General features: G+C 37.4%; 15 protein-coding genes and 2 riboswitches. Of the genes, 1 reads left to right on the forward strand and 14 read right to left on the reverse strand.

The window, feature by feature from the left end; genetic code table 11:
- Nucleotides 1–11: 11 nt before the first annotated feature.
- Entirely contained in the window at nt 12–1337 is a 1326-nt protein-coding gene (locus tag V2145_RS14690) for an NCS2 family permease (RefSeq protein WP_094912324.1), read from the reverse strand.
- Between the two features lie 296 nt (nt 1338–1633).
- Complete coding sequence (locus V2145_RS14695) at nt 1634–2977, reverse strand: 5'-deoxyadenosine deaminase (RefSeq protein WP_131887428.1); 1344 nt, start codon at nt 2975–2977, stop codon at nt 1634–1636.
- A 417-nt stretch (nt 2978–3394) separates the two neighbouring features.
- Here V2145_RS14695 and V2145_RS14700 point away from each other — a divergent pair, with 417 nt between their 5' ends.
- The gene (locus tag V2145_RS14700) at nt 3395–4054 is read left to right on the forward strand and encodes a hypothetical protein (protein WP_094912322.1); all 660 of its coding nucleotides are present in this window, start codon (nt 3395–3397) and stop codon (nt 4052–4054) included.
- Between the two features lie 185 nt (nt 4055–4239).
- Here the strand turns inward: V2145_RS14700 and V2145_RS14705 are convergent, their stop codons facing one another.
- The 12 genes from V2145_RS14705 to V2145_RS14760 form a co-directional block, all read right to left on the reverse strand.
- Complete coding sequence (locus V2145_RS14705; RefSeq protein WP_094912321.1) at nt 4240–5052, reverse strand: protein-glutamine gamma-glutamyltransferase; 813 nt, start codon at nt 5050–5052, stop codon at nt 4240–4242.
- Between the two features lie 91 nt (nt 5053–5143).
- Entirely contained in the window at nt 5144–6346 is a 1203-nt protein-coding gene (locus V2145_RS14710) for a M20 family metallopeptidase (protein WP_330987947.1), read from the reverse strand.
- Nucleotides 6347–6416: 70 nt separating this feature from the next.
- Nucleotides 6417–6521: riboswitch (SAM riboswitch) on the reverse strand.
- Nucleotides 6522–6621: 100 nt separating this feature from the next.
- A riboswitch (SAM riboswitch) is annotated at nt 6622–6719 on the reverse strand.
- 158 nt (nt 6720–6877) lie between these two features.
- Nucleotides 6878–8197 carry an aspartate aminotransferase family protein gene (locus V2145_RS14715; protein ID WP_330987949.1) on the reverse strand — a complete coding sequence of 440 codons (1320 nt, stop codon included), beginning with the start codon at nt 8195–8197 and terminating at the stop codon, nt 6878–6880.
- Between the two features lie 535 nt (nt 8198–8732).
- Nucleotides 8733–9419 (reverse strand): HAD hydrolase-like protein, encoded by a 687-nt coding sequence (locus V2145_RS14720; RefSeq protein WP_210611082.1) that lies wholly within the window; start codon nt 9417–9419, stop codon nt 8733–8735.
- Nucleotides 9420–9661: 242 nt separating this feature from the next.
- Nucleotides 9662–10249: a histidine phosphatase family protein gene (locus V2145_RS14725; RefSeq protein ID WP_094912314.1), complete on the reverse strand. Its 588-nt coding sequence runs from the start codon at nt 10247–10249 to the stop codon at nt 9662–9664.
- A 72-nt stretch (nt 10250–10321) separates the two neighbouring features.
- The gene (locus tag V2145_RS14730; protein WP_062686939.1) at nt 10322–10801 is read right to left on the reverse strand and encodes a hypothetical protein; all 480 of its coding nucleotides are present in this window, start codon (nt 10799–10801) and stop codon (nt 10322–10324) included.
- 132 nt (nt 10802–10933) lie between these two features.
- On the reverse strand, nt 10934–11392 hold the full coding sequence (locus V2145_RS14735) for a flavodoxin (RefSeq protein ID WP_311859081.1): 459 nt from the start codon (nt 11390–11392) through the stop codon (nt 10934–10936).
- A gap of 23 nt (nt 11393–11415) precedes the next feature.
- Complete coding sequence (locus tag V2145_RS14740) at nt 11416–11814, reverse strand: hypothetical protein (RefSeq protein ID WP_094912311.1); 399 nt, start codon at nt 11812–11814, stop codon at nt 11416–11418.
- A 189-nt stretch (nt 11815–12003) separates the two neighbouring features.
- Nucleotides 12004–12807 (reverse strand): alpha/beta fold hydrolase, encoded by an 804-nt coding sequence (locus V2145_RS14745; RefSeq protein ID WP_311859083.1) that lies wholly within the window; start codon nt 12805–12807, stop codon nt 12004–12006.
- A gap of 78 nt (nt 12808–12885) precedes the next feature.
- Nucleotides 12886–13257, reverse strand: a complete 372-nt coding sequence (locus tag V2145_RS14750; RefSeq protein ID WP_094912307.1) for a DnaJ family domain-containing protein — start codon at nt 13255–13257, stop codon at nt 12886–12888.
- Nucleotides 13258–13477: 220 nt separating this feature from the next.
- Nucleotides 13478–16354 carry an ATP-binding protein gene (locus tag V2145_RS14755; protein WP_311859084.1) on the reverse strand — a complete coding sequence of 959 codons (2877 nt, stop codon included), beginning with the start codon at nt 16352–16354 and terminating at the stop codon, nt 13478–13480.
- Nucleotides 16344–16712 carry a response regulator transcription factor gene (locus V2145_RS14760; protein ID WP_311859086.1) on the reverse strand — a complete coding sequence of 123 codons (369 nt, stop codon included), beginning with the start codon at nt 16710–16712 and terminating at the stop codon, nt 16344–16346. The genes V2145_RS14755 and V2145_RS14760 overlap by 11 nt, the downstream gene beginning before the upstream one ends.
- Nucleotides 16713–16718: the final 6 nt, after the last annotated feature.

Below are 16718 nucleotides of genomic sequence, written 5' to 3' on the forward strand. Positions count from 1 at the left end.
GGCGTCTTTTCTCAATGACTCATCATATAGAAGTTAATAAAGAAAGCAACTGTAATAACGTACATCATCCAGTGAATTTCTCGGTAGCGTCCAGTGAAGAGTTTAATAGCAGTATATGAAATAAAACCGAACGCTAACCCTTCAGCAATGCTGTAAGTTAACGGCATCATAATAATGGTTAAAAACGCTGGAACTACTTCCGTAAAATCATCAAAGTTGATGTTTTTGATATCGCTAAGCATTAAGGAACCAATAATAATTAATGCTGGAGCCGTTGCAACTGATGGAATAAAGTCGATTAACGGAGCAAAGAAAAGGGTAAATAAAAACAACACAGCTACTGTTAATGCTTTTAACCCAGTACGTCCACCTTCTGCTATTCCTGTTGCATTTTCAATGTACGTATTCAAAGCTGTACTACCAAATATAGCACTCGCCATTGTTCCAACTGAATCAGCTGCTAGCGCACGATTTAAGTTTGGAATCTTGCCATTTTCATCAACTAAATTTGCTTTTTTAGATAAACCAATTAGCGTTGCCAGCGTATCGAAAAGTTCTACAATTGTAAATGAGAAAACAACAGAGAAAATTCCATATGCAATGGCACCTTTTAGATCCATCTGCATAAACGTGTCACCAATTGTTGGCGGAGTTGCTGAAAACACGTCGCTAATAGCGGTTGGCGGAGCTTGAAACCCAACAATCATTGCTACTGCAGTCGTAGCAAAAATACTAATAATTAACGCACCTTTTACGTGTTTAGCCATTAAAACAGCGGCTAAAATCAAGCCGAATATTGTTAATAACGGCCCCTTGTCCAACACGTTTCCAACACCAACAAATGTTGATTCATTGGCTACAACAAGCCCTGCGTTTTTTAACCCTATAAACGCAACAAACAAGCCAATTCCAACAGCAATTGATGCTTTTAAAACATTCGGAATGGCATCAACGATTTTGCTACGAATACCAGTTACGGTTAATAAAAAGAATAAAATACCAGATATAAAGACTGCACCAAGAGCCGTTTGCCAAGATAGACCTTGTCCTAACACAACCGAATACGTAAAGAATGCATTTAATCCCATACCAGGACCAGTAACAATTGGAAAGTTAGCCCATAACGCCATTAGTAACGTACTGAATACGATAGCATAAATCGTTGCCGCTAACGCTGCTTCTTTTGGAATCCCAGCGTCAGATAAAATAAGCGGATTGACGATAACCATGTAACTAACGGTCATAAAGGTGGTTAAGCCCGCCAAAATTTCTTGTTTTGGCGTTGTTTGACGTTCTGAGAGTTTAAACACGCGCTCTAATATACTACTACGCTCCAAAACATGCGCCTCCCTGTTTATTGTTATAAAATAACCTCAATCTGTGGTGATCAGGCGTCTTGAACAACTAATTTTTTCATTAGAGCTCATACAAAAACATAATAAGCGGCAGAGAAAACTCCACCACTTATTATGGCTAGAACGTACACTTTTCACATCTTGAAGTAAAATCTTTTGTCCTATTATAGTCCTAATTCTAAAAGATGCAAAGACAGAAAACGTTATCATAATAAAACTTTTTATATTCGATTTATTTTTAATTTTCAAATTAAAATAGGAATAAAAAATTTAGCTACTTATGACGTAAGCAGCGATACCCTTTTTAATAAACGTTCAATGGAGCCATTTGCTTCTTTTAAAACAATCTTCTCATCAATTGTTTTTAAAACTCGGTTATCCATCACAATTTGGCCGTCCACCATCGTTATTTCCACATCTCCTCGCGTAGCTGAATAAACAACGCGTGAAATTGGGTCGACTCCGTAAGATGGAAATGTATGAAGCTGATAAAGATTCAGCATCGCTAAGTCTGCCTTTTTTCCAACTTCAATACTTCCAATTTCATTTTCAAGCCCAACAGCTTTTGCTCCACCAATGGTCGCCATCTCTAATACATGCTTTGCATTCATCGCTGTAGGTCCATAGGAAGGCTTATGAATCGTTGCCGCAAGGCGCATTTCATTAAACATATCAAGGTTATTGTTACAAGGCGCACCATCCGCTCCTAAACTGAGGCAAATACCCTGCTCATGAAGATGTGGAATCTCAGCAAACCCTGAAGCAAGCTTCATATTGGAACCTGGACAATGACTCACTTTCACTCCTCTATCTTTAATCACTGCCTTTTCCTGGTCATTCAGCCAGACGCAGTGCGCTAAAATTAACCGCTCATTAGCTAATCCTAAATGATCTAAATATAAAATATTTCGCATGCCTGTTTCTGCTTCTACTATTCGGATTTCCTCTTGGTTTTCAGACGCATGCGTATGTACATGCACATCATATGCTGCAGATAAATGGGCAACCTCTCTTAGTAAATCTTCCGTACACGAAATAACAAATCGGGGAGAAAACGCGTATTGAATGCGATTGTTATAAGAGCCATGCCATTTCTCAAGCAGCCTAACACTTTCCGCAATTGAAGATGCCGTTGTTTCCTGTAATGCTTTTGGCATATTGTCCGCCTTTTTATCCATCATTACTTTGCCAGCGATAGCACGAATACCACTTTGTGCAATGGCTTCAAATGCTGAATCGGTATGATGCACGGTTTCCATATCTACAATGGTTGTGGTGCCACTTTTAATTAGCTCTCCAATACCTAATAATGCGGAGTAATAAATGGATTCCTCATCATGCGCAGCTTCTAAAGGCCAAATTTTCTTTTGAAGCCAATCCATCAACTCCAAATCATCGCCTTGACCACGGAACATTGTTTGGCATAAATGAATGTGAGTGTGAATGAAACCAGGAACAATTGTCCGGTTTGTTCCATCAATGACTCTATCGACCTTTTCTGGTGATAATTCTTTACCAATAGCAGCAATTCGGTCTCCTACTATGTATAGGTCTCCATATACAATGTCATTCCTTTCATTCATTGTAATAATTTCTGCATTTTTAATTAAAATGTGCTGCATTTCTTCAAGCCCCCTAATCTCTCTTTAAATCCATCGTTCTCTTGCGTTTCATTATATATAAACAAATAACTAATTATTCTGTCTATTGAAAAGGTAAAAAAAATTCCTAGCTGGTTTTACACAGCTAGGAAGGTGGATTCACGAAAAATCCTAAGTCCCTTTTTCAAGAGGTTATACGAAATCGCAGGAGAATAATGTGATCTTGAATACATCATATTCTCTTTTTAACAGTAATGCCAGAAAGATGTTAGAAAACCTCACATACTTTTTTTGCAAATTGAAATTTTTTAAAGGCATCTTAACCTAGTTATTCTAGATTGTTTTAAAAGAAACTTGTCGTTTCTTCAGGAAAATATGGTAAAGTAATAGTCGTTACGATTCTATTTACCTAGTAATTATGGAAAGGGCCGACATCAAATGTTAAAAAAGAAAATGATTTTTTGTTTATCAATCATGCTTTTAGGCTTCTCTTTTCTTGCAACAAAACCTGCTTCAGCAATGGGCACAGAGTCTGAGCGATATACTATCTCTTCATATATTGCTTACCTTAATAGCCAAGGGGAGTCGGATTCAGCAGAACAATTTTCAGCTTTATCTCCTGAAAAGCAAGAAAAAGTTATCTACTACTTAAATCACCCAGACGAACTACTTGATTCGATTGAAGTTACAGAGACCGTTGTTTACGATGACGCACCTACAAGCAATACAGCCGTAGCATCTGCATATGCAACGCCACGTTTTGCCACATTACCGTCTAGTATATCACGCACAGCTTCCTATACAGCAAAGTATACAATTGCGGGATTTACTACAACGCAAGTGAAAGCTACAGTCTATTATTCTACAAGTGGATCGAAGGTTACATCTGTACAAAGCGTGAGTGGAAAAGTAGTGAAAAACGTCAATCCTCTAGTTTCAATTTCAAAACAAAGCTCCAAGACATGGATTTCTTCTAACCGTGCTTACGGACAAATTGATTGGAATTGGAAGGTTGGATTTAAAACAGCTGGTGTAAAACGCCAAACTGTATACGGCACAGCTAGCGGTTCATCAGGTGGTTCATCTTCTACTCTTTAAATAAATTGAGGAGGTATTCTTTATGAAGAAATTGTCGTTGTGGGTTATTAGTATCACAATTGCACTACTTCTTTTATTTATTATAGCAGGATATGCCTCTTTCTATAGTAACTAAGGCATGTTTATTGTTTCACTACTATCATTTATTATAAGAAACCCCCGCTTTGTGAAAGCGGGGGTTTTTATTAACCAATGTATGTGCTTGAGCCAATTTGACTGATAACAAGCGGAAGCTTATCATAGTCAACGTCAACCAAGACATCTCGATGAATATAAAATTGGCTAAGGTAGCGGAAACCAACACGCGTAATGTATGACGTTAAGTAGGCAGACTCTGTTGCGTTTTCTTTTCTTTTTTCATTTAGGCGCTCAATAATTCCTTCAGCGGATTTAACGCCTACGCCGTGTCCAAAATACAAGTCGTTCCCGACGATAATGGTATTTTCACCTTGCCACTGAGGGGTGTCTTCATGGTAATCAGGGTTCTTGAAATAAGCGCAGTCCCCTTCTAAAAAATCATAACCATTATGATTTTTTAGATTCAGATCTTCATCAAACTTACCGCTATACAACACTAGATTCGTAAATAATTGATTGAAATTTCTCTCTCCGATACTCTCTAACACGCCTTTATAAAACACCATGACAATGGCAACTGCACATTCAAACGCATAAAGCGAACCGTTAAAGAAAATATCGTTTAACGCGACGGATGGCAACACGTTCTCTTTTAGCTTGAACCCTCCCTTTTCAGTACGAAGCCAATATGCTTCGTTACATTTAGATTCTTTAAAAGTTGCAAACCTTGCACCACTTCTATATAACAAATACGATGCTTCTACAATTCGCAGGCGGGTAGTAAGCTCAAAATCTAACTGCACGATATTATCATAACGATAGATTGTTTGATACTGAGCCATTTTTCTCAAAATCTGTGCTTTATTCGCTTCAAGCATGCTATATGGTACGGCATTCACATTTAGTGCACGACCCTGCACAATAATAATAAGTGCGTCCCCCTTTCACTCACTTTCTCTTTATCATACGAGTGAAAGGAAGCTTTTATGTGAATGAAAGAAGAGGTGTTTTCTAACCTAGATTTTTATGTCTCTTATTAAATTCGCCTTTTATAGTAAAAAGCGTATCCCCTTCCGTTAATAAGCGCAAACCGATGATAGCAAGGCCCTTTGTTCCCTGAATCAATCCTTTATCGCCTTCTGGAGATTTAGCCGCTTCACGAAATTCATCTGTATGCCATGAAAGCGTTTCGGGACCAATTTTAATATAAGGATGAATCGTTGGCACCACTTGACTAATGTTTCCTGCATCAGATGAACCAATTCCAGACTTATGGGCCGTACCTACGTTTTCTCCTAATTCCGTAAAGACTTCTTTAAATACTTGATCAAAAGCGCGATTTAGCTGCATATGATCTACTTTGTTTTGGATAAAAAATGCGTTGAGCTTGGCTCCTGTTGCCATAGCAGCTCCCTTTGCGATTTGCTGTACTCTTTCTGTGACTTGATCACACTCTTTACGCGTTTGTGCGCGAATATAAAAGCGAGCTTTTGCATAGTCGGGAACAATATTGGGAGCTGTTCCTCCATCTGTGATAATACCATGAATTTTCACATTACTCTTTACATGTTGACGAAGTGCATTTATTCCATTGAATAGCTGAATAACAGCATCTAAAGCGTTAATACCTTCTTCAGGAGCTGATGCTGCATGAGATGCTTGTCCATAAAATTCAAAATCAATAGGATCCACAGCTAGCGTTGTCCCTGTAATACACGTTTCTTTCCCTGGATGAACCATCATACAAGCATCTAAGTCTTGCACAAGACCCTCTTTTACAAAGCTTCCCTTTGCGCTTCCATTTGGTCCACCTTCTTCAGCTGGTGTTCCTAACACAACGAGTTCTCCTCCTACTTCGTCAAGAACTTGGCTAAGTGCAATTGCTGCTCCTACGCTAGTTGTTCCAATAATATTATGTCCACAAGCATGTCCAAGCCCTGGAAGCGCATCATACTCAGCAAGAAACCCAATTTTCGGCCCTTTCCTTGCAGATGCTTTTCTTGCTAAAAAGGATGTAGCATGACCTGCTACCCCACGCTCTACAGTAAAGTCTGCTTCTTCTAGAAGCTTACATAAAAGAAAAGATGCAAATTTCTCTTCATTTCCGATTTCAGGATGGTCGTGGATCGCATGACTTGTATCTATGTAAGTTTGAGCTTGCTGGTTAATATACTCAATAATGCTTTCTTTAAGCTTTTCTATCTTTGAATTCATTCCTACACCTCATTTACTAAAAATAAAAAGGAAGCTTCATAGAAGAAGCTTCCTTAACTAAAGAACCTGCTTCTTATCATCCAAGCTTCTAAAAGCTTGCTGGAATTAGCACAGTGCAATCAGCCTGTTGCTGAGGTGTCATGGGGCCAGGTCCCTCTACCTCTCTAGATAAGAAAACGTACAGTATGTATTTGTAAAATAATAAAACCTCCACTTACAGTGGCTTAATGACTGTAAGAAGAGGTTGGGATCACGTAATGTAAGAACCAGCTCTCTTCTTATCTATCAAGCACCGCTTGTTGGAGTTGGCACGGTTCAAATGTCCGTTGCCGAGGTTTCACAGGGCCAGTCCCTCCACCTCTCTGGATAAGAAGTTTGTCGAATATTGTAGAATCTTGTTGATAACTTAAATCCTATGTTACACGCTGAACAAGGGAATGTCAATGACTTTTCTGAAAAGATTTTTCTTTCTAACAATATGATACCGCTATCATGACTAGACCAAAAAAAAGAGTGCTTTAAGCACTCTCTTTATACATTAATAGCAACTTTTTGCTCATATAAATAAATGGCATGATCTAGCATAGCAAGACCTTCATCAATCTGCTCTTTCGTTACGGATAAAGGTGGAACCATGCGAATTACCTCGCTTGCATTGCCGCAGAAATAGAAGAGCACGCCTTGTTCAAGAGCTAAGTCTAGAATTTCAAATAGTGCATCCCCATTCGGTTCACCTGTTTCAGGGTGTACAATTTCAATTCCAATCATAAGTCCCACTCCGCGGATGTCTCCAATTAGCGAATGCTTTTCTTTTAACAGCTCCAATTGTTTGAGCGCATAAGCACCCATTTCTTTTGCGTTTTCGAGAAGATTTTCTTCTTGAAGTACTTCAAGCGTAGCGAGCGCAGCTGAACATCCGATTGGATTACCGCCAAACGTAGTACTGTGCGTCCCAAGAGGCCACTTCTTCATAAGCTCTTGTGAAGCAACGGTAGCACTTAGTGGAATGCCTGAAGCAATTCCTTTTGCAATTGCCATAATATCTGGTACGACATCAAATGTCTGCGCAGCAAACCATTCGCCAGTACGTCCAAATCCCGTTTGTACCTCATCAAAAATAAGTAAAATGCCGTGACGATCGCAGATTTCACGAAGTTTTTTCATCCAGCTTTTTGGTGGAATGATGTAGCCACCTTCACCAAGAACGGGCTCTAAAATAACAGCAGCCACTTCTTCTGGCGTTACTTGATGCTTAAACAAAGTATTAAAGTCTTTTTCAAGCTTGTCTTCAAAATAAGCATCTACATTAACACCGTCTGGACATTCTTTTGGATTGGCATATGGAATTTGATATGTTAACCCAGAAGGCTGCTGAAACTGACGGTATTTACTTTTTGAAGTTGTGACGCTTAATGCTCCCATTGAACGTCCATGAAAACAGCCTAAGAATGACACGACGTAAGGTCGTTTTGTTACGTGACGAGCAAGCTTTAACGCGCCTTCAATTGCTTCCGTTCCGCTGTTTCCAAAGAAGAAACAGTCCAAGTTGCCAGGCGTAACTTTTCCTAATTCGTCAGCTAATCTCAAGATAGACTCATACATGATAACGCCAGAAGGTCCATGAAGTAACTGGTCAGCTCCATCTTTAATAGCTTGCACAACTTTTGGATGACGATGCCCAACATTGGTTGTTGCAATTCCAGATGTAAAGTCTAGGTATTGTTTGCCGTCTAATCCGTAATAGTAGCATCCTTCTTCTTTTACAACGGGTAGATTTGGATGATCTTTTGCCATGGTAGGTGCTAAAAGCTCAGGCATTCTGTTAAATAGATGTTTCCAATCGTTTGACATAGTAATCCTCCTGTTTGCTAACAAATTATTAAAAATATTCTAAAAACATTTGATGTCTTTATCATAAATGATGTGTATGCTGGTGTAAATGAGGGTTTTAAGAATATTGATTCCACCCTAAACTACGACTCTATAGGATTTGTATATAAAGTAGATTCGTTTTATTTTTATGCTTTTCTTCTTTTTTAATCTGTTAGTAAAACTTTGATAGAATAATATTTCCGTTTTATTCTACTATGTATTTTTATAAAAATCAATTGCATATATATAAATTTTTTATGGTAATTAGTAGTTCTTATTTAGTTAGTAGGGATGGCTTCTTTTCTTAGTATAATTTAAAAATCACTCTTAATTCGGCGTGATTTTCACTTCGGATTGCTTCCTTTCCGCAGGGCGAGCGCTGAGCCTCCTCGTATACTGTGGGGTCTCACCTACCTCGCTAGTCCTGCTGGAGTGGTGCATCCTTCATTCCAATCACGGGCTTTTTATAGGAACAACTTTTAATGAGGCTACTCTTTTATTCTGAGAACGCTCTTTATTTGGCGTGATTTTCACTGACCACTAACCCTTTACACATAGGTACAATTGCTTTGAGTTCAATTAAATCATTTATTACGATATCAGCCTGAGCGAGTTCATGTTCTTGTGCAAAATCGAAATTACATCCTACTGCAATCAAACTATTATTTTTGGCAGCGTTGATATCCGATAGTCGATCTCCTACTACTGCCGCTTGTTTTATATCATATTTTTTTATAATCTCTTTAACTAAATCGCTTTTGTCTAAGGTTTCTATTTGTTCAATACTAAATATTTCAGTGATCCAATTCTCCAAACGATAATAACTTACAATAGCTTCTAAATAATCCTTTAAACCATTACTGGCTATGTAAATGGAACAATCATTCTCTGTTAAATAATTAAAAATCTCTTTTACGTTAGGATACAGAGCACCTTTTCCTCTTTTGATATTCTCAATTAATCTATTTAAGAAATAAGCGTCTGCTTGCATTCTTATTTGATTGGAATGATTAGGTAATAAAGCTTCCCATACTTTCGGCAAAGGTACCCCCATAATGTTACGGTATTTATCGATAGGCGTCTCAGCATTCCATTCATTTAGTGAACGTAAATGGTTAAAGGTATCATCCAGTGATATCTCTAAAATTTTATCCGTTTGAAACAACGTTCCATCCATATCAAAAATCAGTGATTCTATCATTACTCCCTCTCCTTTTCACAATTAAAACCTAGTCTCTCACTCATAATACCATAAAAAGTAAATTAAACCTTTATGAACCAACTCCAAGTTTGTTCCAATGCGCTACGGCTACTCAGTTTCCAACATTGCTTTCACAATCAACAAAAAACCTGAACGCTCAACCGTTCAAGTTTTTATTAGTTGAATTACTTATGTCCCAGTCTTTTATAGTATCCATACAAATAACGATAAAATTTATCTTATTAAACAAGATGACTATGGTTGTTTAATATTTGGAGCTTCCACTTTTTGTCCTCGTAAGTAAAGGTTGTGATGCTCGTGTTTTGCAGGGCTGTTTTTCCTGTGCCGTGCTCTCCGTTTGTTACGTAGTGGATAAAGGTATTAATGATGGCTCCGTGGCTCACAACGGCTACCTTTCTTCCTTTGGATTCCTCCATAATTTCCGTTAGACGTTTTAAAAGGCGCTCTTGAATGACTTCTAGTGCTTCCATATCGTATAAAGCTTCGCTTCCCCAATTTGTATCATAATTGGGAACTAGGTCTCTTAACGAAGCAACCGGCTTTCCTTCTAGCTGGCCAAAAGAGCGCTCTCTCAATCTTTCACATGTTTCAATGTTATTAATACCGGATGCAGTCGCAATTGCTGCTGCCGTATCGTAAGCTCTTGTTAAATCGCTTGAATATAACTTTTCAATTCCTTCATTCTTTAAAAATCGTGCAACTTGCTGAGCTTGCTTCATGCCTTGCTCATCAAGTCCTATATTGCGCTGCCCTTGAATAAGCTTCTTTTTATTCCATTCGGTCTGTCCATGACGGATTAAGTACAGCATACCCTCACTCCTTTTTCCCTTTATTCTTTATTATAAAGAAAGTTTAAGGGATATTCAGGTGAAAAGTTTATCTTAATCAGGATTACATGATGCTTTTCCATGGCGAAGCACATCAAAGATTGCTTGACCATCACTTGAAGAGTTCTCCGAAAATCTAACGGGTAATAAAGAAAATACCGTATAGTAAACTGAAAAATAAACAAACTGATAAAAGAACAGATTTGCTGTAAAAAAACTAGATTCAATTAAACTATTTACAATAAAGATGGATGCTAAATTAGCCAATGATCCTCCCGCATAGACACAAGCATGAGAAAAACGGTTATCATATTTTAGCTTTTCATATACGCAGACGGAGTCTAAAAAATATATTGATTTCAACTTAATTTTCTTCCATTTAAAGATTGTTCTTCCTTTTCCAATTGTAAAGTTTACCTGTCCTCCGAATAGTAAGGCCATAAAGGAATGACCTGACTGATGGATAATAGATACAATAGGAACAATGAGCAAAAACGAAAACAAAAATTTAGGAATATCATCTAATCCAAACACAGTTCCATCTCCTTTATCATACGATTTGTTACCACTACTATTCCACTTTGTATCTCTTTAAAACCTGTGTTTTTCCAGTTTTATTCATTCAGTTAAACCAAAAACCTTCTGTAATCGTACAGAAGGTTTTTGTTAATAAGCGCTAATATTTAGTTCATTTAAAAAAGTAACAGCAAATGCTTCACAGGCTCGAATATCTTCTTCCATCTCAGGAGCCATTTCAATTTTTAAACCGGTGCAAACAATATCCGCTCCGCACTTTTTTAACCTTTCTTCAAGTAAGTCTACCGCCGCACAGAACTCTGGATAAACGCGGTCCCCAGAACCAAAAGTAGCGCCTTTTTTACCAATTAAGTTGATTTCACCTAAATTGTCATAGAAATCTTCAGCTTCATAAGGTAAATCTCCGTTCCCCCACGTATACGCTCCGAGTAAAATACCATCGTACGCTTGTAAATCTTGTACATCTAATAATTCAAGCTCTTCCATATGTACTTCATGTCCTGCACTCTGAATTTTATGTTTTAACAGATCAGCTATCTCTTCTGTGTTACCAGACATACTTGCATATCCAATTAGAATTTTTGCCATTTCTTTACTCCTCTTACTCGCATTTAAACAATTTGTGCATGAATTGTATCCACTTTATCTCTTATCTTTTGCAATTTAAACCGTTTGCTAACCATTGAATGAAATAGTTCGCGGTTTTGCGTATCGAGAGCTTCGTTAATCTTAAAGTTTAAATGATTCATTTGAAGATCTAAATCTAGGATTGAACAAATGACTCCGTTCAGATATAAATCTTGAAGCTCTTCAGTGCTTATGAAACATTGAAACTCTCGATTGACATCCATTAAGGAATGCCAGCCTAACGAATCAATATATTTCCGTTCATCAGTCAATGTCCATGCGTCTCCTTGATGAAAGGTAATGACGTGTTGGTGACTTTCTCCAGGACAACAGCAGCTTACTTCATGACTAAATGCCTTTACTACGACTAAATGTTTATCCATTGATTTTTCTCCCTTTCTATTTATAAATTTCAATTCAGTCTCTCTAAGACTTCCTTATGTTAAAAAATCTTATTGTTTCCAATTAGTAATTGATAATTATTATCAGTTTATATGATAATGATTATCAATGTCAACTATACTTTTTTAAATAAACAAAAAAAGCATGTATATGTCATCATATACATGCTTTTAATCTCTTTTTAAAAATTGATAAACGGCTTCATCTACTTCGTTGCTCTCATGTAAATTTGAGTGCGATTCATGAAACGTATGAAAGTGAATATGCTCAGTAAACGAATCCAGTCCATAGGCACTTTCAATCGTCACAACTCCATCAGTCCCATCGCCAATATCTCCAGCTCCGGAAAACACATCAATATGTTTTGCGAAACCTTCTTTTTTAGCATGGATGTCTCTTAATGCAGCAGATTGAAAGACCAAATCGCGAGCTCCTTCAGACGCCTGATGACTCTTTGCATGTGGATACATTTCCATTAGTTCACCATAGTCTAATCCCTTTAACGGCGATCCAAGCGTTACCAACTTATGAACATCTTTAGGTCTTTCTAAGCTAACTGCTGTAGCAGTTACACCACCCATACTATGGCCTAATAAATCAACAGAGGAAACATGGTACATTTTCTTTAAGTCATCGATAATACGTCCAACCCATTTCGTCTGCTGTTCCAGGCTTGCATCTGCCTTTTTAAACACAATGTGTACCATAGGCAGCTGCCCCGCTAACTTCCCTTTTTGTTTCCACTGTACTGTTCCATCACTTCTCACAATACAATAAGCTGATTTTTGCCCCCAATTGTTTTCTTCAAATCGTTTTATCATCGTACCTAAGCTATTTTGATTTCCTAAATATCCATGTATAAACAAAACAGGTATTTCTCCCGACGAACTTGCACGCTTTGTTTGGGACGAGAAAATATACCAGCAAAAAGCTACTAATAATATAATGCTAAGAAGCAAAATGAATATTCTCAAGCTGCTAGCCTCCGATCGTGCCTTTACCATACTATTTCTCTAAAAGATTGTACTCCTATATTAGCTGTCTCTCGTTTGTTAGTCAAAAAATTTCGCATGAATCTTTCGTTGATACTGACGATAAGAGGGAGAAGACGCCATGCCTTTTTGCTTCACGATTTGCTGTAGCCTTACTTTTTTTTCTGTTAATTTTTGTTCTACATCAGCTTTTTCATCACCGTTACAAACAGCTGCCAGCTGTTCGAGCGTAATGACTTCTTTTTTTAGCTGTTTCTCATCTGAAACCATGCCCGCATTTTTCATCATTCGATATGCTTGACGCAGCTCTTCTGGAATATGACTCAGGTCTTCTAGCTCTAGCGGCTTTCCTGCTCCTGGTAAATTATCGAAATCACCATCGTTAATCGCTTGCTTGATTTTTTCTTCCGCGATAATGTGGGCAATATCCATATTCCCCCTCCTTTTTATATACTATCGACCAGTTATGACTAATTTATAAAAAAAGCCTCCTTATATCAAATAAGGAGGTGAAAAGTTGTTCAAAGGTCATCATTGTTATGCCTATAGTTTAATAAAACCACATTATGATAGCGTTTTCAAGTTATTTTTAAAAGAAAGAATGGCTTTCACCACTCTTTTTTCATGTCTCGCTCTAGCGTTGTACTTTACACTATTCTGTGTCTGATCGTGGAACTAAGATCTCCCCGTTTCCTTCATTTTTTTCTACAATCATTTGCAAAATTGTATTTGTTAATTTGCTAGGTTGGTACGGTTTCACTAAATAAGCATACGCTCCAAATTCCATGCCTTTATTCTTTTCATCGAGAGCTGAAGAAATAAAAATTGGAATATGTTCAGTAGTTGGATCACCTTTCAGCGTCTTTAAAATATCCCACCCGTTCATCTCATGCTCATGCAGCATAATGTCTAACACAATAGCTTCTGGCGGATTAGCTTGTATCGCTTCTATTGCAGCTTCGCCTCGATCAAAATGTCGAACGTAAAAACCGCTTTCTTTTAGCTCTACTTGCAACAGGCTTGCTAAACTTTTATCATCTTCAATAATGATGATGCTGCGCTTTCCGTCTTCTTTTTCTTGCTCAATTTGTTCAACAGAATGAGTTGTCATTAAAGGCAAGCTAACGGTGAATGTGCTTCCTTTTTTCCATTCTGAATTAACTTTAATCTCACCCTGGTGTGATTTAACGATTTCTTTTACAATAGAAAGCCCTAATCCTGTTCCACCAATTTTTCTCATATCTGAATTATCTACGCGATAAAACTTTGTAAATAGCTTATTTATTGCTTCTTCTGGAATTCCAATTCCTTCATCTTTAATTGAGATATGCACTTTATCATGCTCTGCAAGTGCTTTTATTTGTACATTCCCACCATCTGGCGAATACTTAACAGCATTGTGAATTAAGTTGTTAAATAGCTGTATGAGCTTATCCTCATCACCAAAAACAATAAGATCTTCACTACTTGTAATGATATCAAAGGTATGCTTTCCTGCATTCACCTGCTGAACGTTTACCACTTGCTTTAAAACCGGAACTAAATTCACATAATTTTTGTGATACGTTTGCGTTCCAGATTCCATTTTTTGCACATCAAGAAAATCGTTAATTAAAGCTGTTAAACGCTGAGCTTCTTGGTAAATGGTATTTAAATATTTCGTTTGCCTTTCTGGTCGAAGCGTTTTGTTTAACATAAGTTCTGTGAAGCCTAATACACTCGCTAGCGGTGTTCGAAGTTCATGGCTTACTGTACTAACAAATTCAGATTTCATTTGATCTACTTCAAACTCTTTTGTAATGTCTCGGTGAACAAATAAAACGCCAAAATGCTGACGGTTACGATAAACGTATTCGCTGTATACTTGAATTACACGATTTACTCCTGCAATATTTACTTGATATATGACAGTTGACTGGCGATTTTTAGACATATTAATGGTGTCAGTAATGAATGCTAGCAGCTCTTCACTATTATCTACTCGTTCACTAATTTGCTTCGTCCATTCATCCAACGGTGAGTTAAGAACAGTTTTTGAATGCTGACACCCGAAGATTTCACAAATATTTGTATTCACTTGTAAAACCTTACCTGATACATCCACAAGCTGAATGCCTTCTTTAATAGAATTGAGTACATCCTGAGACAATAAACGATCATGCTCAGACTCTTCGTAAATATTAATTTTCTCTAATGTAAGCGCTACTTGTTTACTTAAAGCAGAGAAAGTATCTAGATCGTTACTTGAAAAATCGTTAGTGTATCGGCTGTAGCACATACAAGCAATCAGTTCACCTTTGGATGAAATGACTGGTACAACAACGTCATATACATACATTTCTTTCTCATGATAAAGCTTCTCTGACTGTTGGCATAGCCGCTTAATAACAACAGGCTGATGTTCTTCTTTAAGCAGAGCTAAATGACTATCTAAGTTTGTAAGAGCTTGGTCTACGGCACTATTTGACAGTCCAATTGAAGCATGCCCTTTTTCATTTAAAAGAGCAATGAATCCATAATCTACTCTCATTACTTTTCGCATGTTTTTTACAATGCTATCTAAGACCTCTTGTTTTTTCAGAGAATTTTTCAATTCATCTATAAAATCATTTCGCGATTCTAATTCATGCTCTCGTTCTTTCATTTTATCTAATGCACTTTGCAATTCATCCTGCTGACTATGCAGCTCATCTTGTTGTGCAGTTAGCTCTTCGTTTTGAGCGAGCAATTCCTGTTCATTCGCCTGTAAGCTCCGTACCATTTTATAAAAAGCGTTGGATAGTACGCCAATTTCATCCTCACGCTTTTCATCTAGCTCATAAGATAAATCTTTACCATCAGCAATTTCACTAGCCACATAAGCAAGCTCGTTCAGGGGCTTTCCAACTCGTTTTAATAGGACCCTTGTTAATACAACGAGCACTAGTAAGCTGAACCCTAACAGACCAATAAAGAACCATTGGCTTTGATTCATATTCGTAGAAGCATCTGCATAAGCTACATCTATTTCATCTGAGAGTTGCTGTTGGTATGCGTTTAAGTCTTGTTGAACTTTTTCAACGCCTGCTGTGGCATCTTTGCGCTTTTGACTCTTACGTATTTCCTCTATTCCCTTCTTAACATACACATCTTTAAATGTTGGCATCGTCTCGGTGAAATAAACATTTACAAAATTATCAAGGTTGCGAATCATAGCTTGATCCTTTTCGTCAGCTAAAAGGAATAGCTCATCAATATTTTGCTGTAGAGGTTCTTTTCTACTCAATGCTTGCTCATACATGCTCTCATTATCAAATGCAATGTAGCCTCGAGCTTGAAGAAAAGCTTCATTTAAATCCTTTTTAATCGCAATAATTAGCTTTTCTTTTTTCGTTAACTCTTTACGCTGCTCGTCAAACGTTTCGGCAATATTTTGTTGAGCGTTAATAAGCACAACAGAACCGATTGCAAACATAACAAAAAACACTAGTATCAGTAAAATAAACTGGGAAGAAATACTCTTTCTTCCCACTTTTAATTTAGTTTTCATTTAAAATATCCTCAACCTTTTCCGCTAGTGCCAAAGGGCTAAATGGCTTTGACATAAAGTGCGTGGCCCCTGCTTCAATGACCCTAGACTGATCAGCAAGTTGATTTTTAGCTGACAATACGAGAATGTGTTTATACTTCTCGCTATTGATTGCTTTTAGCTTCTGAATTACTTCTAAACCGGTAAACACAGGCATCATATAATCCACAATAAGTAAATCAAAGTCTTCTTTTTGTGCATATTCAACAGCTTCTTGACCATCGTGTGCTTCTACTATTTCATGCCCTTCATCTTCCAACGTATCTACAATTAGCATACGAAGCACCGCTTCATCTTCAGCAAGTAAAATTTTCGCCATTATTCT

Source organism: Priestia sp. GS2, assembly GCF_036409025.1.
Lineage (GTDB): Bacteria > Bacillota > Bacilli > Bacillales > Bacillaceae_H > Priestia > Priestia aryabhattai_A.